The 24,309-nt window shown below is 63.3% G+C and carries 20 protein-coding genes; 10 read left to right on the forward strand and 10 right to left on the reverse strand.

The window, feature by feature from the left end; all coding sequences use genetic code 11:
• The first annotated feature begins 111 nt into the window (after positions 1-111).
• The 4 genes from K3725_RS05600 to K3725_RS05615 all read left to right on the forward strand — a co-directional run bounded on the left by K3725_RS05600 (position 112) and on the right by K3725_RS05615 (position 5,223).
• Positions 112-564: an isoprenylcysteine carboxylmethyltransferase family protein gene (locus tag K3725_RS05600; protein ID WP_260017847.1), complete on the forward strand. Its 453-nt coding sequence runs from the start codon at positions 112-114 to the stop codon at positions 562-564.
• Positions 565-702: 138 nt separating this feature from the next.
• Positions 703-2,274, forward strand: a complete 1,572-nt coding sequence (locus tag K3725_RS05605) for a Re/Si-specific NAD(P)(+) transhydrogenase subunit alpha (protein ID WP_260017848.1) — start codon at positions 703-705, stop codon at positions 2,272-2,274.
• 15 nt (positions 2,275-2,289) lie between these two features.
• Positions 2,290-3,717: an NAD(P)(+) transhydrogenase (Re/Si-specific) subunit beta gene (locus tag K3725_RS05610; RefSeq protein WP_260017849.1), complete on the forward strand. Its 1,428-nt coding sequence runs from the start codon at positions 2,290-2,292 to the stop codon at positions 3,715-3,717.
• 225 nt (positions 3,718-3,942) lie between these two features.
• Entirely contained in the window at positions 3,943-5,223 is a 1,281-nt protein-coding gene (locus K3725_RS05615; RefSeq protein WP_260017850.1) for a DUF3422 family protein, read from the forward strand.
• Between the two features lie 73 nt (positions 5,224-5,296).
• Here the strand turns inward: K3725_RS05615 and K3725_RS05620 are convergent, their stop codons facing one another.
• The 3 genes from K3725_RS05620 to K3725_RS05630 form a co-directional block, all read right to left on the reverse strand.
• The gene (locus tag K3725_RS05620) at positions 5,297-6,208 is read right to left on the reverse strand and encodes an ABC transporter permease (RefSeq protein ID WP_260017851.1); all 912 of its coding nucleotides are present in this window, start codon (positions 6,206-6,208) and stop codon (positions 5,297-5,299) included.
• A complete protein-coding gene (locus tag K3725_RS05625) occupies positions 6,201-7,208 on the reverse strand; it encodes an ABC transporter permease (protein ID WP_260017852.1) in 1,008 nt (335 codons plus the stop codon). Before K3725_RS05625 ends, K3725_RS05620 begins: the two co-directional genes overlap by 8 nt.
• 147 nt (positions 7,209-7,355) lie before the next feature.
• Complete coding sequence (locus K3725_RS05630) at positions 7,356-9,059, reverse strand: peptide ABC transporter substrate-binding protein (RefSeq protein WP_260017853.1); 1,704 nt, start codon at positions 9,057-9,059, stop codon at positions 7,356-7,358.
• A gap of 339 nt (positions 9,060-9,398) precedes the next feature.
• On the opposite strand from K3725_RS05630, the gene K3725_RS05635 reads away from it, so the two are divergent.
• From K3725_RS05635 to K3725_RS05650, 4 genes are all read left to right on the forward strand, one after another.
• The gene (locus tag K3725_RS05635) at positions 9,399-11,219 is read left to right on the forward strand and encodes an ABC transporter ATP-binding protein (RefSeq protein ID WP_260017854.1); all 1,821 of its coding nucleotides are present in this window, start codon (positions 9,399-9,401) and stop codon (positions 11,217-11,219) included.
• Between the two features lie 2 nt (positions 11,220-11,221).
• Complete coding sequence (argE, locus tag K3725_RS05640; RefSeq protein WP_260017855.1) at positions 11,222-12,403, forward strand: acetylornithine deacetylase; 1,182 nt, start codon at positions 11,222-11,224, stop codon at positions 12,401-12,403.
• Positions 12,404-12,599: 196 nt separating this feature from the next.
• Positions 12,600-13,766 carry a M20 aminoacylase family protein gene (locus K3725_RS05645; RefSeq protein WP_260017856.1) on the forward strand — a complete coding sequence of 389 codons (1,167 nt, stop codon included), beginning with the start codon at positions 12,600-12,602 and terminating at the stop codon, positions 13,764-13,766.
• A gap of 34 nt (positions 13,767-13,800) precedes the next feature.
• Positions 13,801-14,964, forward strand: coding sequence for a M20 aminoacylase family protein (locus K3725_RS05650; RefSeq protein WP_260017857.1), 1,164 nt, complete (start codon positions 13,801-13,803; stop codon positions 14,962-14,964).
• A 111-nt stretch (positions 14,965-15,075) separates the two neighbouring features.
• Here the strand turns inward: K3725_RS05650 and K3725_RS05655 are convergent, their stop codons facing one another.
• The 3 genes from K3725_RS05655 to moaA are packed head-to-tail and all read right to left on the reverse strand — an operon-like array spanning position 15,076 to position 18,455.
• Complete coding sequence (locus K3725_RS05655) at positions 15,076-16,134, reverse strand: glycosyltransferase family 4 protein (RefSeq protein ID WP_260017858.1); 1,059 nt, start codon at positions 16,132-16,134, stop codon at positions 15,076-15,078.
• The gene (locus K3725_RS05660; protein WP_260017859.1) at positions 16,127-17,443 is read right to left on the reverse strand and encodes a 3-deoxy-D-manno-octulosonic acid transferase; all 1,317 of its coding nucleotides are present in this window, start codon (positions 17,441-17,443) and stop codon (positions 16,127-16,129) included. Before K3725_RS05660 ends, K3725_RS05655 begins: the two co-directional genes overlap by 8 nt.
• A gap of 1 nt (position 17,444) precedes the next feature.
• Positions 17,445-18,455 (reverse strand): GTP 3',8-cyclase MoaA, encoded by a 1,011-nt coding sequence (gene moaA / locus K3725_RS05665; protein ID WP_260017860.1) that lies wholly within the window; start codon positions 18,453-18,455, stop codon positions 17,445-17,447.
• A 90-nt stretch (positions 18,456-18,545) separates the two neighbouring features.
• On the opposite strand from moaA, the gene K3725_RS05670 reads away from it, so the two are divergent.
• Positions 18,546-18,998 (forward strand): hypothetical protein, encoded by a 453-nt coding sequence (locus K3725_RS05670; protein WP_260017861.1) that lies wholly within the window; start codon positions 18,546-18,548, stop codon positions 18,996-18,998.
• An 86-nt stretch (positions 18,999-19,084) separates the two neighbouring features.
• Here K3725_RS05670 and K3725_RS05675 read toward each other — a convergent pair whose 3' ends face one another.
• Genes K3725_RS05675 through glmU form a run of 4 tightly spaced genes read right to left on the reverse strand, consistent with a single transcriptional unit; the run spans position 19,085 to position 23,511 of the window.
• Positions 19,085-19,765 (reverse strand): DNA alkylation repair protein, encoded by a 681-nt coding sequence (locus K3725_RS05675; protein ID WP_260017862.1) that lies wholly within the window; start codon positions 19,763-19,765, stop codon positions 19,085-19,087.
• 21 nt (positions 19,766-19,786) lie between these two features.
• Positions 19,787-20,329 carry a pyridoxamine 5'-phosphate oxidase family protein gene (locus tag K3725_RS05680; RefSeq protein ID WP_260017863.1) on the reverse strand — a complete coding sequence of 181 codons (543 nt, stop codon included), beginning with the start codon at positions 20,327-20,329 and terminating at the stop codon, positions 19,787-19,789.
• A gap of 3 nt (positions 20,330-20,332) precedes the next feature.
• A complete protein-coding gene (gene glmS, locus K3725_RS05685) occupies positions 20,333-22,156 on the reverse strand; it encodes a glutamine--fructose-6-phosphate transaminase (isomerizing) (RefSeq protein ID WP_260017864.1) in 1,824 nt (607 codons plus the stop codon).
• Entirely contained in the window at positions 22,156-23,511 is a 1,356-nt protein-coding gene (gene glmU / locus K3725_RS05690; protein ID WP_260017865.1) for a bifunctional UDP-N-acetylglucosamine diphosphorylase/glucosamine-1-phosphate N-acetyltransferase GlmU, read from the reverse strand. The genes glmS and glmU overlap by 1 nt, the downstream gene beginning before the upstream one ends.
• Before the next feature lie 131 nt (positions 23,512-23,642).
• Here glmU and K3725_RS05695 point away from each other — a divergent pair, with 131 nt between their 5' ends.
• On the forward strand, positions 23,643-24,305 hold the full coding sequence (locus K3725_RS05695) for an HAD-IA family hydrolase (RefSeq protein ID WP_260017866.1): 663 nt from the start codon (positions 23,643-23,645) through the stop codon (positions 24,303-24,305).
• Positions 24,306-24,309: the final 4 nt, after the last annotated feature.

A 24,309-nucleotide genomic window follows, 5' to 3' on the forward strand; every position in this document is an offset into this window, starting at 1 on the left:
TTGTCCTTTTCTTTCAATCCCGGCCAAAGCGGGCTGGACGCGCAGGCCGGATAAAGGAAGGTTGCCCGCGATGGGTGATATTTCAGACAAATACCTGCAAGGGAGCAGGGCATGACACGGTGGCTGGATGTGCCGCCGGTCTGGCTGGCTGTCTTTGTTGCGGCGGCCTGGGTTCAGGCAGGCAATTTCTCCTTCGGCCTCACTTTCGGCGGTGCCTGGGCAGAGTTTCTGGCAGGCATTCTGGCGGGCGGCGGCATCCTGCTGGCGCTGCTGGCGATCACCGAAATGCGGCGGCAGAAAACCACCGTGATCCCGCACCGGACACCAAGCCGCCTGGTGCAATCAGGAATCTTCAGCCGCAGCCGTAACCCGATCTACCTGGGCGACGTGCTGATCCTGGCAGGCCTCATCCTGTGGTTCGATGCGGTCCTGTCGCTGCCGTTGATCCCCATCTTCCTGTGGGTGCTGGAAAAACGGTTTGTCATCCCGGAGGAAAACCGGATGCGGCGTGAATTCCGGGCAGACTGGGCCCGGTACGAGCAAAAGGTGCGCCGCTGGATGTGACGTCAATGCGGCAATGCGGCATGACTTCGCGGCATTGCGGCAAAATCCTTGCGCAACAAAATTGCGCAATGTAGAGAGAATTATTCTGATCCGAACCCGGGCGTTGCTGGCGCGGGCAAAACGAGGGGGACCAAGAAGGTGAAAATAGGTACACCAAAAGAAACATTCCCGGGTGAAAACCGGGTTGCGATGACGCCGGATTCTGCCAAGCAGCTGCAGAAACTGGGCTATGAGTGCGCAATTGAGACCGGGGCGGGCGCCGCTGCGGGCTTTTCCGATGCAGTCTATGAGGCCGCGGGCGTTGAGATCATCAAGACCCCTGCAGCGCTGTGGAAAGCGTCCGACATTGTCGCCAAGGTGCGCCAGCCGGATGCGGCTGAGCTGAAGCGGCTGACCAAGGGCAAGACACTGATCTCCTTCTTCAACCCGGCAGGGAACGAAGAAGGCATGGATCTGGCCAAATCCAAGGGCGCCAATGTGATCGCCATGGAAATGGTGCCGCGGATCAGCCGCGCGCAGAAGATGGATGCGCTCAGCTCGATGGCGAACATCGCGGGCTACCGCGCTGTGATTGAGGCGGGCAACAACTTTGGCCGCTTCTTTACCGGCCAGATCACCGCCGCGGGCAAGGTGCCGCCTGCAAAAGTTCTGGTGGTAGGTGCCGGCGTTGCCGGTCTGGCGGCCATCGGCACCTCGACCTCGCTTGGCGCTGTGACCTATGCGTTTGACGTACGCCCCGAAGTGGCGGAACAGGTCGAATCCATGGGCGCCGAGTTCGTCTATCTGGACTTCGAGGAAGAGCAGCAGGACGGTGCGGCCACCGGCGGTTACGCCTCTGTGTCCTCGCCGGAGTTCCGCGAAGCGCAGCTGGCCAAGTTCCGAGAGCTGGCGCCGGAGATCGACATCGTCATCACGACAGCGCTGATCCCCAACCGCGAAGCGCCTGAGCTGTGGACCGAGGACATGGTTGCAGCGATGAAACCGGGTTCGGTCATTGTTGACCTAGCGGCGGAAAAGGGCGGCAACTGCAAGCTGACCGTGGCGGATGAGAAGATCGTTACTGACAACGGCGTCACCATCATCGGCTATACGGATTTCCCGTCCCGCATGGCGGCGCAGTCCTCATCGCTTTACGCCACCAACATCCGCCACATGATGGCTGACCTCACGCCAGAGAAAGACGGCCAGGTCAACCACAACATGGAGGATGACGTGATCCGCGGTGCCACCGTCACCTTTGAAGGCGAGATCACCTTCCCGCCGCCGCCGCCCAAGGTGCAGGCAATTGCAGCCAAGCCCAAGGAGACCGTGCCAGAGCTGACGCCGGAAGAAAAGCGCGCCAAGGAAATCGAAGCCTTCAAGGCGCAGACAAAAAGCCAGGTCACCATGCTGGCCGGCGGCGGTGCGATCTTGCTGCTGGTGGGCCTCTTCGCACCTGTCAGCTTCATGCAGCATTTCATCGTTTTTGCGCTGGCGTGTTTCGTGGGCTTCCAGGTGATCTGGAATGTGGCGCACTCGCTGCACACGCCGCTGATGGCTGTGACCAACGCGATCTCCTCGATCATCATCCTGGGGGCCTTGATGCAGATCGGATCAGGCAGCTTCCTGGTGATCCTGCTGGCGGCGCTCAGCGTCTTCATGGCCGGGATCAACATCTTCGGCGGCTTCCTCGTCACCCGGCGCATGCTCGCCATGTTCCAGAAATCTTAAAGAAGGGCCGAGTTCATGGATTACGGTTTCACCACCGCCGCCTATGTCGTTGCGGCTGTTCTTTTCATCCTGTCGCTTGGCGGCCTGTCGAACCAGGAAAGCGCCAAGCGCGCGGTCTGGTACGGCATCGCGGGCATGGGCCTGGCAGTCTTTGCTACCCTCATCGGCCCTGGCTCTGGCCTGTGGCTCTTGTCGCTGCTGCTGATCGCGGGCGGCGGCCTCATCGGCACCTATGTGGCCAAGAAGGTCCAGATGACCGAGATGCCGCAGCTGGTTGCGGCGATGCACTCGCTGGTTGGCCTTGCGGCGGTCTTTGTCGGCTTCATCGCCCATTTCGAGATCGGCAATGTGGCGGCGGCTGCCAGCACGGATGATCTGGGCACCTTTGCCAAGCTGATCGCCAAGAAAACCCCGGCAGAGATCGCCTTCCTGCGCGTGGAACTCTTCCTCGGCATCTTCATCGGCGCCATCACCTTCACCGGCTCGGTGATTGCTTTTGGCAAGCTGGCGGGCAAGGTGACGTCTGCCGCCACCAAACTGCCGGGCGGCCATATGCTGAACGCAGGCGCCGCAGGCCTCTCCTTCCTCTGCCTGATCTGGTACTTCAGCTCTGGCGGCTTCCTGCCGCTGTTCCTGATGACCCTGGCGGCGCTGTTCATCGGCTACCACCTGATCATGGGCATCGGCGGCGCCGACATGCCGGTGGTGGTCTCGATGCTGAACAGCTACTCCGGCTGGGCCGCGGCGGCGATTGGCTTCTCCCTGGGAAATGACCTGCTGATCGTGGTCGGTGCCCTGGTGGGCTCCTCCGGTGCGATCCTCAGCTACATCATGTGCAAGGCGATGAACCGCTCCTTCGTCAGCGTGATCCTGGGCGGCTTCGGCGGCACCACTGGTCCCGCGATGGAAGTGGAAGGCGAGCAGATCGCCATCGACGCCGACGGCGTTGCCACAGCCCTGGACGAAGCGGACAGCGTCATCATCATCCCCGGCTACGGCATGGCAGTGGCGCAGGCGCAGCAGAACGTTGCCGAACTGACCCGCCGCCTGCGGGCCAAGGGCAAGGAGGTGCGCTTTGCCATCCACCCGGTTGCAGGCCGCCTGCCGGGCCACATGAACGTTCTCCTGGCCGAGGCCAAGGTGCCTTACGACATCGTGCTGGAAATGGACGAGATCAACGAGGACTTCCCGGAAACCGACGTTGCGATCGTGATCGGCTCCAATGACATCGTCAACCCAGCCGCCCAGGAGGACCCCAATTCGCCCATCGCCGGCATGCCGGTCTTGGAATGCTGGAAGGCAAAACAGGTGTTTGTCTCAAAGCGCGGCCAGGGCACCGGCTATTCCGGCATCGAGAACCCCCTGTTCTTCAAGGAAAACACCCGCATGTTCTATGGCGATGCAAAGGCAAGCTTGGATACGCTGCTGGGTCTGGTCCAGTAAGCAGGACATCAAACCAACAGTAAAGGCGCTCCTTCCGGGGCGCCTTTTTCCATTCCCCGACTTCCTCCCACCAACAGTATCCCGGGGCAGGCCGCAGGCCGGGGCAGCGCCCCTGGACGGCTTTTCTGTATACCGTTGCATTCCGCTAACGCGTTGAAAAAAAGCATTTCTGTACATGTTTTCACGGCTGAAGTATGGTCCGCGGCATTGCCCCGGAGACCAAGAATGCCGCCGATCCAGGATCACCCGCTGCGCTACCAGCTCACGAATGAGCTGCACGCCCGCCCGTTCCCGACCATGACCTCCCCCTGCACGGTGGTCTACCTGGCTGTGAAACAGCCGCAGGAGGCTGTGCACCGGGACCGGATGCTGGACATGCAGCACCTGATCCAGCTCCTGGACCGGCACGGCGCGCCGCATCCCCAGCCAGGGGCGACCCATCACACCGCCCAGATCGGGCGGCACATGATCAAATGGGAGCAGCACACCGAGTTTGTCAGCTACACCGTCTACAGCGACGGCGTCAGTGGGCGGGCCTTTGACCCGGCGGATTTTGATGTCTTCCCGGCGGATTGGCTGGCAGAGGCACCGGGCCAGCGCATCACTTCGGCGCTGATCCGGGTGGTGCCGCGGGCGGCGCCTGCGGTGCTGAAGTCCACCATGCACGACTGGTTTGTGCCGGAAAGCCTGGCGGTGTCTCAGGTGCTGGACGACAGCGCCGTGGTTGCGGGCGACTTCCGTATCGACCCGGCGGGCCACGTGCGTTTTGCCATTTTCCCCAACACCGGTACCGGCGCCCAACGGGTGGGACGGATCGTGCAGCGCCTGTGCGAGATCGAGACCTACCGCGCGATGTCGATGCTGGGCTTTTCCCGGGCCCGCGGGCTGACGCCTGTGGTTGGCAAACTGGACAGCCGTCTCAGCGAGATGATGGCAGAAATGACAAGCGGCACCAAGCCCGCCGAAGAGATCCTGACCCAGCTGCTGGCGGTCTCGGCTGAGCTGGAGGCAATGGCGGCGCAGTCGGCCTTCCGCTTTGGGGCCACCGGCGCCTATGACGCGCTGGTCAGTCAGCGCATCAGCCTGCTGCGCGAGGAGCGCCACGAAGGGTTCCAGACCTTTGCAGAATTCATGCTGCGCCGGTTTGAACCTGCCATGCGGACGGTGAACTCCACCGAGAAGCGGCTGGATACCCTGGCCAGCCGGGCACGCAGGGCAGGGGAGCTGCTCAGGACCCGGGTGGATGTGGAGCGCTCTGCCCAGAACCAGGCGCTGCTTGCCAGCATGGACCGCCGCGCCGATATCGCCCTGCGCCTGCAGCACACAGTCGAAGGCCTGTCGGTGGTGGCTGTCAGCTACTACGCGATATCGCTGGTCTCCGACTTCCTTCTGCCCTTGGCCGAACGCTACGGGGTGACCAAGAAGCTGCTGATTGCCGCCGTGACCCTGCCGGTGATCGGGCTGGTATGGCTGGGTATCCAGCGGATCAGGAAAAAGCTGCACTGAGGCGCGCCTCAACTGCACAAAAGAAAAGGGCCGCCCGGCTGGGGCGGCCCTCTGCCGTTTCTGCTTCCGCAGTTCAGCGGCCCCGGATCCGCGGGTCCAGCGCGTCGCGCAGACCATCGCCCAGGTAGTTCACGCTCAGCACTGTCAGCGAGATCGCCATGCCCGGCCAGAACACCCGTTCCGGATGCTGCTGCAGGTAATCGGTGGCATCAAACAGCAGCCGCCCCCAGGTCGGGAAATCCGGCGGGAAGCCAAGGCCTAGGAACGACAGCGACGACTCGGTGATGATCGCGGTGGCAATGCCCAGAGTGGCCGAGACCATAATCGGCGACAGCACGTTGGGCAGGATGTGCCTTGTAATCAGCCCGCTGTTGGTGGTGCCAATGGAGCGCGCCGCCATCACGAACTCGCGTTCTTTCAGCGCCAGGACGTCGCCGCGCACGATCCGGGCGGTGGGCATCCAGCTGGTCACCCCGATGGAGATCACGATCAGGATGAAGATCCCCTGTTCCGGCCCGAAGGCGGCGTTCAGCGGCTCGCGGAACAAGAGCATCATGACCAGCAGCAGCGGCAGCAGCGGCAGTGCCAGGAACAGATCGGTCAGGCGCATCAGCGGCCCGTCCAGTTTCTTGAAGAAACCGGCCATCACCCCGATGAAGGAGCCCAGGAACAGCGCCAGCAGCATCGCGGTCAGGCCCACCGACACGGATGTCGCGCCGCCCGCCATCATCCGGGCCAGCATGTCGCGGCCCAGCTGGTCGGTGCCGAAGGGATGCGCCCAGCTGGGGCCCTGGTTGCGGGACCGTATGTCGATCTGGGTGGCTTCAAGCTCCCAGAAAAACGGGCCCAGATAGACCGCCAGGATGATGAACAGGAACAGCGCTCCGCCCATCAGCGCGCCGCGGTGGGATTTGAACTGGTCCCAGACGTCCAGCCACTGGCTGCGCGGCGGCTTGGAAGGGACAGGATTGCTCAGCTCAGTCATAGCGGATCCTCGGGTCAAGAATGCCGTACAGCACGTCGGCGATCAGATTGAACAGCACGATCAGCACCGCAAAGATGAAGGTCAGCGTCTGCACCATCGGCAGGTCGTTGGCCTGGATGGCGCCGATCAGCAGCTGACCGATGCCGTTCACCTTGAACACCTGCTCGGTGATGATGGCGCCGCCGAAGATTGACGGGATCCCCAGCGCGATCACCGTGACCACCGGGATCATCGAATTGCGCAGCACGTGAACCATGACCACCACATATTCGCTTAAACCCTTGGCGCGGGCGGTGCGGACATAATCCTGATTGAGGTTGTCCAGCATCGAGGCGCGCATGAAGCGGGAGAGCTGCGCAGTGATCTGCAGCGCCAGCACCATCACCGGCATGATCATCTGCTTCAGCTGGAAGACAAAAGCGTCCCAGCTGTCGACCACATGGGTGGTGTCATAGATCGACGGGAACCAGCCCAGCTGCACCGAGAAGATCACGATGACCAGAACACCCGAGAAGAACGGCGGCACCGAGAAACCGACCATCGACACGAAGGTGCCCATCTGATCGAACCAGCTGTACTGGCGGTAGGCGGAGTAGATGCCGATTGGCAGAGCTATCAGGATGGCGACCACATAGGCGGTGCCAACCACCCACAGAGTCTGCGGCATACGCTGTACCACGATGTCCATCACCGGCGAGCGGGTCTGCCAGGAGATCACCCTGAGCTTGCCGTCAGCCAGGCCGGTGCCAAAGATATTGTCGATCAGAACCTGCGGCTCGATCCAGAAGAACTGCACCAGCCATTTCCAGAACCGGATATGCATCGGTTCGCCCAGGCCCAGGGCCAGGCGCATCTTTTCTTTGACTTCGGCGGGGACGGTCAGGGGAACCTGCGCCATCGGGTCGCCGGGGGCGAGCTCCAGGAGCAGGAATATCACGAGGCTGATGAACAGCAGTGTCGGAACTGCCAGGATCAGCCGCCGGATTGTAAAGGTCAGCATCTGCTAAGCGCCTTTGCAACTTGTATTGAATTCGGAACAGGCGGGGAGGAGGCCCCGCGTCCAGACCATGCGCAGGGCTGCATTGCAGCCCCAGCGGATGGCAAGAGGCCCCGGCATGTGCCGGGGCCCCGAGAAGCAAGCCCGAGCTTACTTGATGCGGTACCAGTCAGCTGCGTTCCACAGCTCGCTGTCCCAGACGTTCAGGTCGACACCGCCCAGGGTGTTGGAATGCGCCGACAGGCGGCCGCGGTGCACCAGCGGGATCATGCCGCCGTTTTCGACCATGATGTCGTTCAGGCGGCGGCCGATCTCGGCACGCGCCTCCAGACCTGCGGTCTTGCTCAGCTCGGCGTGCAGCTGGTCGAACTCCTCGTTGCAGAAGCGCGAGATGTTCTCACCCTGCCACTGGGTTTCCGGGCGCGGAGCCTTGTCGCACAACCCGTTGCCCAGATAGGACTGCGGATCGGTGCCGTCGAAGTTGTTGGCGTACATCTCGACGTCGGCATAGAACTTCTGGAAGGTGTCGGGCGAGCCCGGGTCACCGCCGAAGAACACGGAGGCGTTGATGTTGCGCAGCTCGGTCTCGATGCCGATCTGGCTCCACCATTCCTTGATCAGTGCCTGGAAGTCCTGACGCACCGCGTTGGTCGAGGTCTGGTACAGGATCTTCATCGGCTTGCCGTCCGGGGTCTCCCGCACGCCGTCGCCGTTGGTGTCCTTATAGCCGGCCTCTTCCAGCATCGCCTTGGCGCCTTCGATGTCCTGGGTGGAGCAGTCAAAGGTGTCGGACGCAAAGGCCGCGGGGGCAGGCACCCAGTTGCAGCTGACCGCGCCTGCCTTGCCATAGCCGATTTCCACCAGCAGCGGGCGATCGATCGCCAGCGACATCGCCTTGTAGACCGCCGGATCCTTCAGGAACGGGTGCGGATGCTTGGCGGTGGCGCGCTCGCCTTCCGGCAGTTCCGGCGACGGGTCGGTCTGGTTCAGCATGATGCGTTCCACCAGCGAACCGAAGCCCGCAACCGGCTTGCCCTTGCCGCCTGCTTCCATCTGGGCGATCACTTCCGGCGCCAGCTGCAGGTTCCAGGCATAGTCGAACTCGCCGGTTTCCATCACCGCGCGCCCCGCCGCGGTTGCGTCCCCGCCGCCCTTGAACAGCACTTTGGCGAACGCGGGCTTGGCCGGGTCGCGGTAGTTCTGGTTGGCGGACATGGTGATCACGTCGTTCGGTTTGAACTCATCCACCACAAACGGGCCGGTGCCGATCGGGCCAAAGTTGGCCTCGGTGCATTCCGGCGCCTTGGCACCCGTGCAGTTTTCAAACTGCGCCTTCTGCAGGATCGGGCCTTCGCCGCCGACAAACGGGCCATAGGGGAAGGGTGTCGGCTTGTCGAAGGTGACCTTGACGGTCATATCGTCCAGCACCTCAACCGCGGTCACGCCCTGGTATTTGGTCAACTGGGCGCAGCCGCCTTCGGGATGCATGCAGTAATCCGCGGTGAACTTCACGTCATGGGCGGTAAAGTCGCTGCCGTCGGACCACTTGATGCCGGGTGCGATTTTCCAGGTGACAGAGGTCAGGTCCTCGCTGACGCCGCCGTTGTCCAGCGTCGGGATCTCTGCGGCCAGATAAGGGACCATGTTGCCCTGCGGGTCGTAGCGCGCCAGCGGCTCAATCACCAGCGACGAGGACTGGATGTCCTTGGTGCCGCTTGACAGATACGGGTTCAGGATCGACGGCGCCTGCCAGTAAATGATGTTGACCTGGCCGTCGGACCCGCGCTCTGCAAAGGCTGCAGGCGCCAGAGAGGCCGCGGCAACGGCACCCATCAATAGGGATTTCAGTTTCATCACACACTCCTTGTCGGACACGTTTCGTGTCTTTTTGTTGGCCGGGCCGGCTCAGGCCCGGAAGGTTGCCGCATTGCTGCGGAAGTGTAGCATTGGGCCTGCAGGCTCAGGGAAAACCTTGAAGCTATAATCCCTTAACACTTTGCCGGAGACGCCGGCATGTGACAGCTTGCAGACAACCACGGGGGTATCGAAACGCTTTTGCCGGCAAATTGCAAATTCCAATTTCGAAGGGCCCATGCATTATTTGCATGAGCATTTTGCGGGAAAGTAGAGTTTACTCCGGAACCTGAGACCGCCTGTGAACGCGGTCCGGGCTAATAGAACCAGGGAGCCGTCATGCTGGACAACGCCATTGCGTCCATTAGAAATCTGCGGGTGGAGTTTCAGACCAAGGACGGCCCTGTGGTCGGTGTCGAGGATGTCTCCTTTGACGTCAGCCCCGGCGAAACCGTTTGTATCGTTGGCGAATCCGGCTCCGGGAAATCGGTTTCCTCGCTGTCGCTGATGCGCCTGGTGGAATTCGGCGGCGGCGAGATTGCGGGCGGCGAGCTGCTGTTCAACCGCCGCGAAGGCGGTGACACCAACCTCGCCAGCACCGAACAGGACATGATGAAGCAGATTCGCGGCAACGAGATCGGCATGATCTTCCAGGAGCCGATGACCGCGCTCAATCCGGTGTTCACCGTCGGCCGCCAGCTGACCGAGGGTCTGCGCATCCACAAGAAGATGTCGCAATCCCAGGCCGAGGAACGAGCGCTGGAACTGCTGCGCCAGGTCCGCATCCCGGAACCGGAACGCCGCCTGAAACAGTACCCGCATGAACTCTCCGGCGGCATGCGCCAGCGGGTGGTGATTGCCATGGCGATGGCCTGCGAACCGCGGCTGCTGATCGCGGATGAGCCGACCACCGCGCTGGATGTGACCATCCAAGCCGAAATTCTGGCGCTGATGGACCGCTTGAAGCGCGAGACCGGCACCGCGGTGATGTTCATTACTCATGACATGGCGGTGGTGGCGCAGATGGCCGACCGTGTGGTGGTCATGTTCCGCGGCAACAAAGTCGAGGAAGGCACCGTCGAGGAGATTTTCGAGAACCCTAAGCACGACTACACCAAGGCGCTGCTGGCAGCGGTGCCGAAGCTGGGCGAGATGCGCGGCAAGCAGTATCCCGAGCCGATGAAGCTGATGGGCGTCGAAAACCAGAAGATCGAACCGATCAAGGGCACGGATGAGGTGCTGCTGGACGTGCAGCACCTGACCACCCGCTTCCCGGTCAAGGGCGGGTTGCTGCGCCGCACCATATCGAATGTGCACGCGGTCGAGGATGTGTCGTTCAAGGTGTTCAAGGGCCAGACCCTGTCTCTCGTGGGCGAATCCGGCTGCGGCAAGTCCTCAGCCGGCCGTTCCATCCTTCGGCTGGTGGAGCCGCAGTCGGGCAAGGTGAACTTTGAGGGCCGCGATGTGCTGCAATTCAGCCCCTCCCAGATGCACAAGGCCCGGCAGGACATGCAGATGATCTTCCAGGACCCTTTTGCCTCGCTCAATCCGCAGATGCAGCTGCTGGACCAGGTGGCAGAGCCGCTGCGCAACTATGGCCTGGCTTCTGGCTCCGAACTGCACGACCGGGTCGCCAGCCTGTTCGACCGTGTTCACCTGCCGCGCAGCTTCATGCGCCGCTACCCGCACGAAATGTCCGGCGGTCAGCGCCAGCGGATCGCGATTGCCCGCGCATTGGCCCTGAACCCCAAGCTGATTGTCGCGGATGAGGCCGTGTCGGCGCTCGACGTGTCGGTGCAGGCGCAGGTCTTGAACCTGATGATGGAACTGCAGGCGGAACTGGGCCTGTCATTCCTGTTCATCAGTCACGACATGGCGGTGGTGGAGCGTGTCAGCCATCAGGTCGGCGTCATGTACCTGGGCCGCATTGTCGAACTCGGCCCGCGTGAACGCGTGTTTGAAAACCCGCAGCACGCCTACACCCAGGCGCTGATGAAGGCGGTGCCAATCGCCGACCCGCGCCAGCGGAAGTCGGAAAAGGAGTTGAACTTCAAGCCGATCCCCTCGCCGATTCATGAGGTTGGGTACGAGCCGGCTCCATCGGAGTACATGGAAGCCGAGCCGGGCCATTTCGTGCTGACCACCGACAGCGGCTACTGATCATGGCTGCCAGACTTTCGCCGCTGGAGATCATGCAGCAACTGGTCTCCTTCCCGACCGTGAGCCGGGACACCAACCTGCCGCTGGTGGATTGGGTGCAGGCGTATCTGTCCTCCCATGGCATAGAAAGTCACCGCTGGACAGACCCGGAGCAGCCCCACAAGGCTGCCGTCTTTGCCCATGCCGGCCCGTGGGAAGAGGGCGCCGTGGTGCTGTCTGGCCATACCGATGTGGTGCCGGTTGACGGCCAGCCCTGGGACACCGATCCGTTCGATGTAGTGGAGAAAGACGGCAAATACTTCGGCCGCGGCACTTGCGACATGAAGGGCTTTGATGCCCTCGCCATCTGGGCGCTGGTGGAGGCGCACACCCAGGGTGTCACCCGGCCTCTGCAACTGGCGCTGAGTTTCGACGAGGAAATCGGCTGCACCGGCGCCCCGCCGATGATCGAAGCCATGCAGCAAGTGCTGCCCAAAGGCTCGGCAGTGATTGTGGGGGAGCCTTCGATGATGCAGGCCGTCACCGGCCACAAGGGCGGCACCGGCTACGACACCCATCTGGTAGGGTTTGAGGTGCATTCCTCGCTTATGCACATGGGCGTCAGCGCGATTATGCAGGGTGCGAAACTGATCGACTGGGCCAACCAGCAGAACGCCGCGAACATGGCCAAGGAGCCCGGTGAGATGCAGGCGATGTTCACCCCGCCCTGGACCACCTGCCACGTCGGCATGATCGAGGGCGGCACCGCCCACAACATCACCGCCAAGGACTGCCGCTTCCTGATGGACTTCCGGGTGGTGCCGGGAGAAAACCCCGGTGACTGGGAAGCCGCCTATCTCGCCAAGGTGCGCGAGGTGGAGGCGGAGATGCAGGCGATCCATCCGGAAGCCCGCATTGATGTGTCCAAGCACTTCGATGTGCCCGGGCTGGTTCCGGAACAGAACGGCGAGGCCGAGGCGCTGGTGCGCCGGGTAACCGGGGACAACGGCTCCCATGTGGTCAGCTACGGCACCGAGGCGGGCCAGTTCCAGCAGGCCGGCTATTCGGCGGTGATCTGCGGGCCCGGCGACATCGCCCAGGCGCATCAGCCCAACGAATACATCACGTTGGACCAGTTCAACGCGGGTCATGACTTCATGCGCAAGCTGGTGGAGAAACTGCGCGGCTACTTCCCGCTGCCTTGAAACGGCGCGTTTCGTGCTCAGATTGGTGCTGAAAGTGTATCAGGGGGTGCACAGACGGTGCACAAGGGGTGCACGCATGGCACCTCCGCGCTGGCGTGTTCCGCCACGTCCCGGCGGTACCGGATACTTGCGAAGCTAAGTTTTTTCGCGGACAGTCTGCCGCAACGGAACCTGAAACAATAAAGGGGAGGGGAAAATGCCGGCCAAGAACCGCTTTGCCGAGATGCACCGGGAGATCACCGCCTGGCGCCATCACCTGCACGAGAACCCCGAACTGATGTATGAGGTGCACCAGACCGCCGCCTTTGTGGTGGAGCGGCTCAAGGAATTCGGCATCACCGATATCACCACGGGCGTCGGCCAAACCGGCGTTGTTGCGGTTATCGAGGGGAAGACCAATACCTCGGGCCGCGCCATCGGCCTGCGCGCCGACATGGACGCGCTGCCGATCCCCGAGGCCTCGGGCGTGGACTATGCCTCCAGAACGCCCGGCGTGATGCACGCCTGCGGCCACGACGGCCATACCTCGATGCTGCTGGGGGCGGCCAAGTACCTTGCAGAGACGCGGAATTTCGACGGCAAGGCCGTGCTGATCTTCCAGCCGGCCGAGGAAGGCGGCGCCGGCGGCAAGGCGATGTGCGACGACGGCCTGATGGACCGCTGGGGCATCCAGGAGGTCTATGGCCTGCACAATATGCCGGGCCTGCCGGTCGGTGAATTTGCCATCCGTCCGGGCCCGCTGATGGCGTCCTCGGATGAATTCATCATCACCGTCACCGGCAAAGGCGGCCACGCCGCCGCCCCGCATGAGGCGATTGACACGACGCTGGTTGCCTCGCAGATCGTGGTGTCCTTGCATTCCATCGTCTCGCGTAACGTTGACCCGATCAAGCGCGTGGTGCTGACCGTCGGCACCTTTGAAACCGACAGCACGGCGTCGAACGTGATTGCCCACACCGCCGAACTGCAGGGCACCGTTCGTACTCTCGACCCCGAATACAGAACCCAGGCCGAGGGCTGGGTGCGCCGGGTGGCTGAGAGCACTGCGGCGGCTTTCGGCGCCACGGCGGAGGTCGAATGGGTTCCGGGCTATCCCGTTACAATCAATGATGAAAGCGGCACTGCCCATGCGGTGGAGGCGGCGCAAGCGGTCTCTGCCAAGGTCGATGCCGAGACCCCGCCAATCATGCCGTCCGAGGACTTCTCCTACATGCTGGAGCAGCGCCCTGGCGCCTATATCTTCCTTGGCAACGGCAACACCCAGATGTGCCACCACCCGGCCTATGTCTTTGACGACGAAGCGATCCCGCTGGGATGCAGCTGGTTTGCCGAGCTGGTGGAACGAAGAATGCCCGCGGCCTGAGGCTGCGGGGGATAGATAACCAAAGGAGCGAGAAATGCCGGTCAAGAACCGCTTTGCCGAACTGCAGGATGAAATCACCGCCTGGCGCAGGGACATCCATGAAAACCCGGAAATCCTGTTCGAAACCCACCGCACCAGCGCGCTGGTGGCGCAGAAGCTGCAGGAGTTCGGCTGCGACGAGGTGGTGACCGGCATCGGCCGCACCGGCGTGGTGGGCGTGATCAAAGGCAAGGCGGACACCTCCGGCAAGGTAATCGGCCTGCGCGCCGACATGGACGCGCTGCCGATCCATGAGCAGACCGGTCTGGACTATGCTTCCAAGACCCCCGGCGCGATGCATGCCTGCGGCCATGACGGCCATACTGCAATGCTGCTGGGTGCTGCCAAGTACCTGTCCGAGACCCGCAACTTCGACGGCACCGTGGTGGTGATCTTCCAGCCCGCCGAGGAAGGCGGCGGCGGTGCCAAGGTGATGTGCGACGACGGGCTGATGGACCGCTGGGGTGTGCAGGAGGTCTACGGGTTGCACAACTGGCCGGGCCAGCCGCTGGGCTCCTTTGCGATCCGCCCCGGCTCCTTCTTTGCCGCCACCGACCAGTTCGACATTACATTCGAGGGCCGCGGCGGCCATGCGGCCAAACCGCATGAGACCGTGGACACCACCGTTCTGGCCGCCCAAGCCGTGCTGGCGCTGCAGACCATTGCCTCTCGCAATGCCGACCCGGTGCACCAGATCGTGGTCTCTGTGACCTCGTTTGAGACGTCTTCAAAAGCGTTCAACGTGATCCCGCAGAAGGTGCAGATCAAAGGCACCGTGCGCACCATGTCGGGGGACATGCGCGACCTGGCCGAGAAGCGGATCAACGAGGTCTGCACGGGCATCGCCGCGACCTTTGGCGGCACCGCCGGCATCACCTATCACCGCGGCTATCCGGTGATGGTGAACCACGAGGAGCAAACCGAGTTTGCCGCCAAAGTGGCCGCCAGCGTGTCCGGCTCATGCGGGGATGCGCCGCTGGTGATGGGGGGCGAGGACTTTGCCTTCATGCTGGAAGAGCGCCCCGGCGCCTATATCCTGATGGGCAACGGCGACACCGCGATGGTGCACCACCCGGAGTACAACTTTAACGACGACGCGATCCCTGCGGGCTGCAGCTGGTGGGCGGAGATCGTCGAGCAGCGGATGCCTGCGGCCTGAATGATATCGGGGAGGGGGCTGTCTGCCCCCTCTTGCGCCCGCGGCACAATTCACCCCCGAGGATATTTCCGGCCAGATGAAGAGGGATCAGGTTTTGCGCCGCGGCGGGCGTCAGTGCTCCAGCAATTCGCGGTAGATGGCGACCAGGGCCTCGGCCTCTTTTTCCAGCGCGAAATTGGTCATGGCGTGCTTGCGGGCAGCCTCTGACCATTCTGCCAGCCGGCCTTCGGTGGACAGCACTTCATTGATCGCATCCACCATTTGGCCGGTTTCGCCCGGATCGATCAGCAGGCCGGTCTCCTGCGGTGCAATCAGCTCTTCAAAAGCGCCGACGCGGGTGGCCACGGCCGGCACGCCGCAAGACATCGCTTCGAGCGGGGTGAGGCCAAAGCCCTCCCAGCGCTGCGGGGCAACGTAAAGATCCAGCGCCTGGTACCAGCGGGAAACTTCCCAGACCGGCACCTCGGGCGGGAACAGCAGCCGGTCCGGCAGGCCCGCGGCCTCCACCTTGGCGCGCAGGCCTTTTTCAAACGCCACGTGTTTTTCGGTTGCGCGGCCCATCACGATGCCCACCGCCTTGGGGTGGGCCTTCAGCACCTCCAGCATGGCGTCGACAAACACATCCGTGCCTTTCTGCGCCCGGATGCGGCCATAGCAGCCGATCAGGATGGCATCCTCTGGAAGACCCAGTTCGCGGCGCAGCGCCGCCTTGTCGGCAGGCGGGGAGAACTCATCGGTGTTGATCCCGTGGTGCACCACCTGCGCAGGTTTCTCTAGGTAGGCCGCGCCCTTGGCCGAGGTGGCGACCACCCGGTCCATCTGCGAGATCAGCCACTTGGTGTAGCCGGAGTGATGCCGCTGCGACGCGGAGGTGAATAAGAGTTTCAGCCGCTTGCCCAGAAGATATTTCAGCGCCAGCCCGCCCAGCATTTCCACGTTGCGCCGGGCGTGCCAGACGCGGGCGCCTGCGGGGCCGTTGCGGCTCATCAGAATAAGCTGGGAGGCCGACAGATGCGGCATGTCCCCCGGCAGGCCGCTGCCCGCAGTGGCGATGGCGATATGCTGCCGTTGCAGCGGCACCAGCCGCACGATGGTGGAGGTGACGCCGGACAGGCGGCGCTTGAAGTTCGGCGCGATAACCTCGACCGTGCTGGCGTCCACTTCAGCCATCCTGGCCTCCTTTGCGGGGCAGAAGCGCCAGCAGGGCGTCCACCGTCTTGTCCAATTGATCCGACTGCCGCGAGATGAACGCCTTGGCGGCATCGCGGGCGGCCTGAAATGCCGCGGGCTTTTCAAGCCATTCCAAGACGTGCGCCGCCAGATCCGCAGCAGATTGCACTTCCACCGCTGCGCCAAGCGCGGTCAGCTCGGCATAGGTTTCGGCGAAATTGTAGTGCCCGGTGCCAGTGATCACTGCGGCGCCTGCCTGCATTGGCTCAAACGGGTTGTGTCCGCCGATTTCACGCAGGGAGCCGCCCAGGAACACCAGCGGAGACAGCGCGTACCAGGTGCCGACCTCGCCCAGCGTGTCGGCCAGATAGACGTGTGTTTGGGTGCCGGGCAGCACGCCTTTGCTGCGCCGCGCGCAGCTGAGGCCCGCGTCTTTAACCAGCATTTCCACCGCATCGCCGCGTTCCGGATGGCGGGGGGCGAGCAGCAGGCAGAGGTCCGGGTGCTGTTTCAGCAGCGTTTTGTGGGCCTCCAGCACAGTTTCCTCCTCGCCCTCGTGGGTGGAGGAGGCAACCCAGACGGGGCGCGCGCCGATGCTGGTGCGCACCTTGGCGAGGGCATCCTGATCGACCGGCAGCGGTGCGGAGACGGCCTTGAGGTTGCTGCCGGGACGGATGCGCTCCGGTGCGGCCCCCATCATCTGCAGGTTGGCGGCGGTCTTCTGGTTCTGAGTGACCAGCAGAGTAAACTGGTCGAGGATATAGCGTGCGGTCTCCGGGCGTTTGGTCCAGCCCTTGACCGATTTGTCCGACAGCCGCGCGTTCAGCAGCACCAGCGGGCAGCCGGTCTTGCGGGCGCGCACCAGCATCTGCGGCCACAGCTCGCTTTCCACGAACACCCCCAGATCAGGCTGCCAATGGGCCAGGAAGCGGTTCACGGCGGCGGCGGTGTCCAGCGGCGGGAACTGGTGGCGGCAGCGTGCCGGCATCCTCTTGGCAATCAGATCTGCCGAGGTGGGCGTGCCTGAGGTGATCAGGAATTCCGCATCCGGCATCTGTTCACCCATGCGGGCGATCAGGGTCAGCACCGACAGGCTTTCCCCGACCGAAGCCGCATGGAACCAGATCAACCGCCCGGCCGGGCGGGGCAGGGAGGCGTGGCCGAGGCGTTCGCGCACGCGTTCCTCCGGCAGGCCGTAATCGCGCAGCTTGCCCGCGACCTTGCGCCAGGCAAAAGGGGCAATCAGCGCGCTGACGCCGCAGTAAAGGGAATAGAGCAGCGTCCGTTGCGCTGGAGCGGTTACAGGCATGTCAGCCGCCGGTGTGGCTCATATGGCGGGACATCTGGCCGCCGGCCTCCTGCCGGGAGTAGTCGAAATCATGGCCGCGGGGCTTGTCGCCGATGGCAGCGCGGATCGCGGCCTCCAGCACGCCGGTGCCTTCCTCATTGGCGCGCAGGGGCGCCCGCAGGTCGGCTTTGCCCTCCTGGCCGAGACAGGTGTAGATCTCACCGGTGCAGGTCACCCGCACCCGGTTGCAGCTTTCGCAGAAGTTATGGGAGAGCGGCGTGATGAAACCGATCTTCTGGCCGGTTTCCTCCAGCCGAACATAACGCGCCGGGCCGCCGGTGCGCTCGGCCAGATCGGTGACGGTGTAGTGGCTTTCGTATTCCTTGCGAACGTCCTTCAGCGACCAGTACTGGCCGATGCGCTCCATCGCACCGATATCTTCGCCCATCGGCATCACCTCGATCCAGGTGAGGTCGAGGCCGCGTCCGGCGCACCATTCGGTGATGCGGGGGAGTTCCTCTTCGTTAAAGCCCTTGAGTGCAACCGCGTTGATCTTGACCTTGAGGCCCGCCTTCTGCGCGGCATCGATGCCCTTCATCACCTGCGGCAGGCGGCCCCAGCGGGTGACATCGGCAAACTTCTGTTCGTCCAGCGTGTCGAGCGAAATATTCACCCGGCGCACCCCGGCGGCATAGAGGTCATCGGCGTATTTAACCAGCTGCGAGCCGTTGGTGGTCAGCGTCAGCTCTTTCAGCGCGCCGGTTTCCAGGTGGCGGCTCATCGACTGGAAGAAGGTCAGGATGCCGCGGCGCACCAGCGGCTCACCGCCGGTAATCCTGAGCTTTTCGACACCCAGCCGGATGAAGGTGGAGCAGAGCCGGTCCAGCTCCTCCAGCGTCAGCAGATCCTTCTTGGGCAGAAAGGTCATGTTCTCCGACATGCAGTAGACGCAGCGGAAATCGCAGCGGTCGGTGACCGAGACACGCAGGTAAGTGATTGCGCGGGCGAAGGGATCAATAAGCGGAGCCGTCATGCCTCCTAGGTAAAGCGGGGCACCGCCCGCGGCAAGGGGGGACCGCATTTGTGACTGGCAAAGAGTTTCGCAGCTGGCTAGGGTCGCCACATGCGTATGACAGTCATTTCCCTTGCTTCGATTTCCCTGCTGGCGGCCTGCAACGGGCTGCAGCTGAATTCCTCCATTCTTAACGGCGGCGGCGGGCCGTCGGCGGCCGCGCCGCAGGACCCGGTGCTGCAGCCCGCGCCCGGCGTTGATGTGACCGGGGCAGAACCGCTGGCGCCAGCATCGCCCTCCGCGCCGTCCTTCCTCGGGTCCGCCACTACCGTGGCTTCGCTGGGCGATCCATCGCTGCCGGGGCTGTGGATGGAAACACCGCTGGTGGCGGCTGAGCAGCAGGCGCTGATCCGCTCCAACCGCAACACCCAGGTAGTGGTCACGCTGAAACCGGTCCCCGGCGAGGCGTCCGGCGGCAGCCGCTTGTCGATCGGCGCGATGCGGGCGCTGGGCCTGCCGCTGACGGAATTGGCGGAGCTGCAGGTGCTGCCTCCGGCCGGCTGAGCTGCATTCAGAAACGGCAAAAGCGCCCGCCTGCTTTGGCGGGGTTGGCGCTGCCCGGCGGGTGCCGGGCGGAGCATTTTGCAAGCCTAGGCGTCTTTCAGGTACTTTGCCGCTTCTTTGCGGGCAAAGCCCTTCATGTCTTGCCCATGTTCCGCCAGGAAGACGCGGGTACGGTCTGCGTCGTGCTTGCTGAGGTCGCGCAGCCACCAGGCCACTGCTTTCTGCATGAACCAGTCGCGGTCGGGGACGTAGGCTGCGGCCCAGCCCAGGATGCGTTCGCGGGCTCCCTGATCAGCGGGCTTCAAATTGTTCATCTTGGCCCAGGGCAGGGTTGCCACCAGTGCCGCGCGGCGGGTCCACATGTGCTCCGATTGCGACCACGTTTCCACAGTATCCAGCCGCGATGTGTCCGCCAGCAGCCGTTTTGAAATGGCGGAGCATGCATGATCGGCAATTGCCCAGCTGTCAAACTGCGGCACCCAGGATTGCAGCAGGTCCCAGACAGCCTGATCCTCTTTGATCCGCGCCTGGGTGAGCAGCTTGCCTGCGGCAATGCGGGCTTCGAAGATGTCAGTATCCCAGAGCAAGCGGGCCAGCTCCACGCGTTCTGCGACGCTTAAGGCTTGGCGCCAGGACTTGGTCAGTTCATTGGTGGCCGGGTTGGGCACCCCCAGCACTTCGCGGGCCTGCTTGTGATAGGCCGCCATCTGCTCTGCCCGGCCGGGTTCAGCCTCGGCTTTCAGCGCTTCAAGATAAAATTCGAGCATGTGTTTCCTTGGACCGAACCGTCACACGGGGACGCCGGTGGGTTTGCCGTCGATGGTGGACTGGTTCTTTTCCGCCCAGTAGGCGCGGATTTGATCGTCCGATTTGCCGTCGACCCATTTCTGCATGGTGTCGCGGTCGGACTGGTATTCCATGAAAGGCACCGCATAGCCGCAGGAGGTCTGCACCAGATCGACCGAAACATCAAAAATTTGCCGGGCGCTGCGGTGGGCAGGGAACAGGGCGGCCAGTTCCGCCCAGCCGTTATCGCCCGCGTGCAGGACCCTGGCGGTGCCATAAGTGCGCAGGATCATCGGGCGGGTGGTGAAGGAGCACCACATCAGGGTCATCCGGTTCACTTCCAGGAGATGGCCCGCGGTTTCGTTGCCGCTGCCGGTCAGGTTCATCCAGACAATCCGGTCCGGCCCCAGAACCCGCAGCGAGTCCATTCCCTTGGGGGAGATGTTCACACGGCCCTCCGGCCCGGCAGAGCCGGTGAAGAACATGTGCTGCTCCTCAATGAACTTGCGGTGGGCGTCTTCGATCTGCGGGAACTGCTTGGACATGGCTCACTCCACTGTCACTGATTTTGCCAGGTTGCGCGGCTGGTCCACATCGGTGCCTTTGGCAACTGCGGTGTGATAGGCTAGGAGCTGTGCCGGAATGGCATAGACGATTGGCGACAGCGCTTCCTTGACGTGGGGCATCCGGATGGCGCACCAGACGTCGTCTCCGGCTTCGTCAATGCCGTCCTGGTCGGAAATCATCAGCACCTTGCCCTTGCGGGCCAGGACTTCCTGCATGTTGGAGACGGACTTGTCGAACAGCGAGTCCTTGGGCGTCAGCACCACCACTGGCATGTTCTTGTCGATGAGGGCGATGGGCCCGTGCTTCAGCTCGCCGGAGGCATAAGCCTCGGCATGGATGTAGCTGATTTCCTTCAGCTTCAGCGCGCCTTCCAGCGCCAGCGGGAACATCAGGCCGCGGCCCAGGAACAAGACGTCGCGGGCTTCGCTGACCTTCTGCGCCGCCAGGCGGATTGCCTCGTTCTGCTCCAGCGCGGAGGACAATACATTGGGCAGCCCGCGGATTGCGGTGGCATACTCGGCCATTTCTTCTGCGTTCACATGCCCGCGGTCGCAGGCAGCCTTGAGCGCCAGTGCGAGGAGAACTGTCAGCTGGCAGGTGAACGCCTTGGTCGAGGCCACGCCAATTTCCGGGCCCGCAAAGATCGGCAGCGCCAGATCGCTTTCCCGCGCGATGGAGCTTTCGGGGACGTTGACCACCGACAGGATCTTGTCCGCCTTTTCCTGGCAGTAGCGCAGCGCCGCCAGAGTGTCGGCAGTCTCGCCTGATTGCGACACAAACAGCGCCAGCGTCTTTTCGGGGATCGGCGGTTCGCGGTAGCGGAACTCGGAGGCGATATCGACTTCCACAGGCAGGCGGGCGATCTGCTCGAACCAGTATTTGGCGGTTAGGCAGGCATAGAATGCGGTGCCGCAGGCAACCATGGTCAGCCGTTCGACCTTGGAGAAATCCACGCCTTCGCCGGGCAGGCGCACGGTGTTTTCCTCAACCGGCAGGTAATGGCGGATGGCCTCGGCAATCACGTGCGGCTGCTCGGCGATTTCCTTGGCCATGAAATGCTTGTGGCCGCCCTTGTCGACCTGGGTGGAGTCGATCTGGATGGTCTTGGTTTCGCGGTTCACCAGCTCGCCGCGCGCATTGCGGATTTCTGCGCCTGCGCGGGTGACAACAGCGCGGTCGCCTTCTTCCAGATAGGTGATCCGATCGGTGAGCGGCGCCAGCGCGATGGCGTCGGAACCTACGAACATCTCGCCGTCGCCATGGCCGATCGCCAGGGGGGAACCCTTGCGGGCCGCGATAATAAGATCTTCCTCGCCATCAAACAGGAAGGCCAGGGCAAAGGCGCCCTCCAGCTGGTCCAGCGTTTTGAAGGCTGCATCCACCGGGCTGTGTCCCTCTTTCAAATACCGCTCCGTCATCAGGGCGACGGTTTCGGTGTCGGTCTCGGTGCGGAACTCCATGCCGCAGTTCAGAAGCTCTGCGCGCAGTTCCTTGTAGTTTTCGATAATGCCGTTGTGCACCACCGCTACCGCTCCGGCCCGGTGCGGATGGGCATTGCTGACGGACGGTGCACCATGAGTGGCCCAGCGGGTGTGGCCGATGCCAGCCTTGCCGGCCAGCGGTTCGTGCACCAGCAGGTCGGAGAGGTTCACCAGTTTGCCTACCGCACGGCGGCGGCGCAGGGCGCCGTCGTTCACCGTGGCAATGCCCGCGCTGTCATAGCCGCGGTATTCCAGCCGCTTCAACGCTTCCACCAGGATCGGGGCGGCCTCGTGATTGCCCAGTACGCCGACTATTCCGCACATCACTTGGCTCCCTTCTGCAGGCGGGCCTTCTTTGCGCGCAGCATATCCATCAGCTTACGCGCGCGGCCCGGTTTGTTGGTCTGTTCGGCGCGGGCAATCGCCAGGTCGCCGTCTTCCACATTCTTGGTCACCACCGCGCCGGTTGCAGTCATCGCCTCGTTGCCGACGCGCACCGGGGCGACCAGCATGGTGTTCGACCCGATAAAGGCGCGGGCGCCGATCTCGGTGCGGTGCTTCATCACCCCGTCATAGTTGCAGGTAATCGTGCCTGCGCCAATATTCGTTGCCTCGCCGACCGACGCATCGCCGATGTAGCTGAGGTGATTGACCTTGGCGCCTTCGGCAATCTCGGCGTTCTTGATCTCGACGAAATTTCCGATGTGGGTGTTTTCGGCCAGTTCGGCGCCAGGACGCAGGCGGGCATACGGCCCGACCTTGGCGCCGCGGCTGACGTGGCAGCCCTCCAGATGCGAAAACGCCCGGATCAGCGCGCCGCTTTCCACCGTGACACCGGGGCCGAAGACCACGTTCGGTTCGATCACTGTGTCGCGGCCGATGAAGGTATCAAAGGCGAGGTAGACAGTTTCCGGCGCCATCAGGGTGACGCCCAGCTCCATCAGGTCTTCCCGCGCCTGCGCCTGGAACAGCGCATCCGCCTGCGCCAGTTCCGCGCGGGAGTTGACGCCCAGCGTTTCAGCCTCGTCGCAGGATACGGCGGTCACTTTCAGATTTTCGCGCCGCGCCAGTTCCACCAGATCGGTCAGGTAGTATTCGCCAGAGGCGTTTTCATTGCCAACCTTGGCGATCAGGTCGAACATCGCGCTGGCCTTGCCTGCCATCAGGCCGGAATTGCAGAAGGAAATCGCGCGCACCGCCTCGCTCGCGTCCTTGAATTCGACAATCCGTTCCAGGCTGTCGCCGTCCATCACCAGGCGGCCATAGCGGCCCGGATCAGCGGCCTGGAACCCCAGCACGACGAGGTCGGCACGCTGGCGGGCCTCAACCATACGCTCCAGTGTTTCGGGGCTGACAAACGGCGTGTCGCCGTAAAGCACAACCACATCGCCCGCGAACCCCTCCAGCGCGGTGCGGGCCTGATCGACCGCATGGGCGGTGCCAAGCTGTTCTTCCTGCAGGACAACTTCGGCCTCTTCGTCGATTTCGGCAACTGCCTTGCGGACCTCGTCCGCCCCGTGGCCTGCCACGATGATGATGCGCTCCGGCGCCAGCGCACGGCCTGCGGCCATCGCATGCTCCAGCATCGGCGCCTGGGCAATCGGGTGCAGCACTTTCGGGAGGTCGGAGTTCATCCGCGTGCCTTTACCGGCCGCCAGGATGACAAGGGCAATGCTCATAATCGCTTTTCTCTTTGTCTTTTTAGCGCTCCCGTTTTATCCGCTAACAGGCGGGGCGCAAGGGATAGCGCCATCAAACAAGATTGCGGGCTGCAACATGCAGCGGCGGAAAAGTGCCGAAAGGGCAGGGCATGCGAACGGTTATCTTCGATCTGGACGGCACGCTGGCGGATACTTCCGGCGATCTGCTGGCGGCGGCAAATGCCTGTTTCCGGCAGATGGGCCTTGGTGACGTGCTTGACCGGCCGGAAGATGCTGCTGTTGCCTTGCGCGGTGGTCGCAACATGCTGGCGACCGGCCTGAAGCGGACAGGCAAGTTCGATCAGGCAACAGTTGATGAGTTCTATCCGGTGCTGCTGGAGGCCTACCGCGATGCCATCGACCACCACACTGTGCTCTATCCCGGCGCGATGGATGCCGTAGAGAGGCTGAAAACCGCAGGTTTCGGCGTCGGCATCTGCACCAACAAACCTGAGGGGCTGGCAGAGCAGCTGATGCGCAGCCTTGGCGTGCGGGATGCCTTTGCCTCGCTGGTCGGGGCAGACACGCTGCCGGTGCGCAAACCCAACCCGGAACCGCTGTTCGAGGCCGCCCGCCGCGCAGGCGGCGATCCGGCCCGCACCCTGCTGGTCGGCGACAGCGACACCGACCGCAATACTTCCGCCAATGCGGGCGTGCCGTCGGTGCTGGTGACCTTCGGCCCCTCCGGCGATGACATGGCAGCGTTGAAGCCGGAGGCGCTGCTGCACCGGTTTGAGGACCTTCTGGATGTTGCGGAGCGGCTGATTTCGTGATCCC

The organism is Leisingera sp. S132 (assembly GCF_025144465.1).
Classification (GTDB): Bacteria; Pseudomonadota; Alphaproteobacteria; order Rhodobacterales; family Rhodobacteraceae; genus Leisingera.

Coding starts and splice junctions, on each gene's coding strand:
- K3725_RS05600 (WP_260017847.1), top strand. CDS start 112: ATGACACGGTGGCTGGATGTGCCGCCGGTCTGGCTGGCTGTCTTTGTT.
- K3725_RS05610 (WP_260017849.1), top strand. CDS start 2,290: ATGGATTACGGTTTCACCACCGCCGCCTATGTCGTTGCGGCTGTTCTT.
- K3725_RS05615 (WP_260017850.1), top strand. CDS start 3,943: ATGCCGCCGATCCAGGATCACCCGCTGCGCTACCAGCTCACGAATGAG.
- K3725_RS05620 (WP_260017851.1), bottom strand. CDS start 6,208: ATGACTGAGCTGAGCAATCCTGTCCCTTCCAAGCCGCCGCGCAGCCAG.
- K3725_RS05625 (WP_260017852.1), bottom strand. CDS start 7,208: ATGCTGACCTTTACAATCCGGCGGCTGATCCTGGCAGTTCCGACACTG.
- K3725_RS05630 (WP_260017853.1), bottom strand. CDS start 9,059: ATGAAACTGAAATCCCTATTGATGGGTGCCGTTGCCGCGGCCTCTCTG.
- K3725_RS05635 (WP_260017854.1), top strand. CDS start 9,399: ATGCTGGACAACGCCATTGCGTCCATTAGAAATCTGCGGGTGGAGTTT.
- argE (WP_260017855.1), top strand. CDS start 11,222: ATGGCTGCCAGACTTTCGCCGCTGGAGATCATGCAGCAACTGGTCTCC.
- K3725_RS05645 (WP_260017856.1), top strand. CDS start 12,600: ATGCCGGCCAAGAACCGCTTTGCCGAGATGCACCGGGAGATCACCGCC.
- K3725_RS05650 (WP_260017857.1), top strand. CDS start 13,801: ATGCCGGTCAAGAACCGCTTTGCCGAACTGCAGGATGAAATCACCGCC.
- K3725_RS05655 (WP_260017858.1), bottom strand. CDS start 16,134: ATGGCTGAAGTGGACGCCAGCACGGTCGAGGTTATCGCGCCGAACTTC.
- K3725_RS05660 (WP_260017859.1), bottom strand. CDS start 17,443: ATGCCTGTAACCGCTCCAGCGCAACGGACGCTGCTCTATTCCCTTTAC.
- moaA (WP_260017860.1), bottom strand. CDS start 18,455: ATGACGGCTCCGCTTATTGATCCCTTCGCCCGCGCAATCACTTACCTG.
- K3725_RS05670 (WP_260017861.1), top strand. CDS start 18,546: ATGCGTATGACAGTCATTTCCCTTGCTTCGATTTCCCTGCTGGCGGCC.
- K3725_RS05675 (WP_260017862.1), bottom strand. CDS start 19,765: ATGCTCGAATTTTATCTTGAAGCGCTGAAAGCCGAGGCTGAACCCGGC.
- K3725_RS05680 (WP_260017863.1), bottom strand. CDS start 20,329: ATGTCCAAGCAGTTCCCGCAGATCGAAGACGCCCACCGCAAGTTCATT.
- glmS (WP_260017864.1), bottom strand. CDS start 22,156: ATGTGCGGAATAGTCGGCGTACTGGGCAATCACGAGGCCGCCCCGATC.
- glmU (WP_260017865.1), bottom strand. CDS start 23,511: ATGAGCATTGCCCTTGTCATCCTGGCGGCCGGTAAAGGCACGCGGATG.
- K3725_RS05695 (WP_260017866.1), top strand. CDS start 23,643: ATGCGAACGGTTATCTTCGATCTGGACGGCACGCTGGCGGATACTTCC.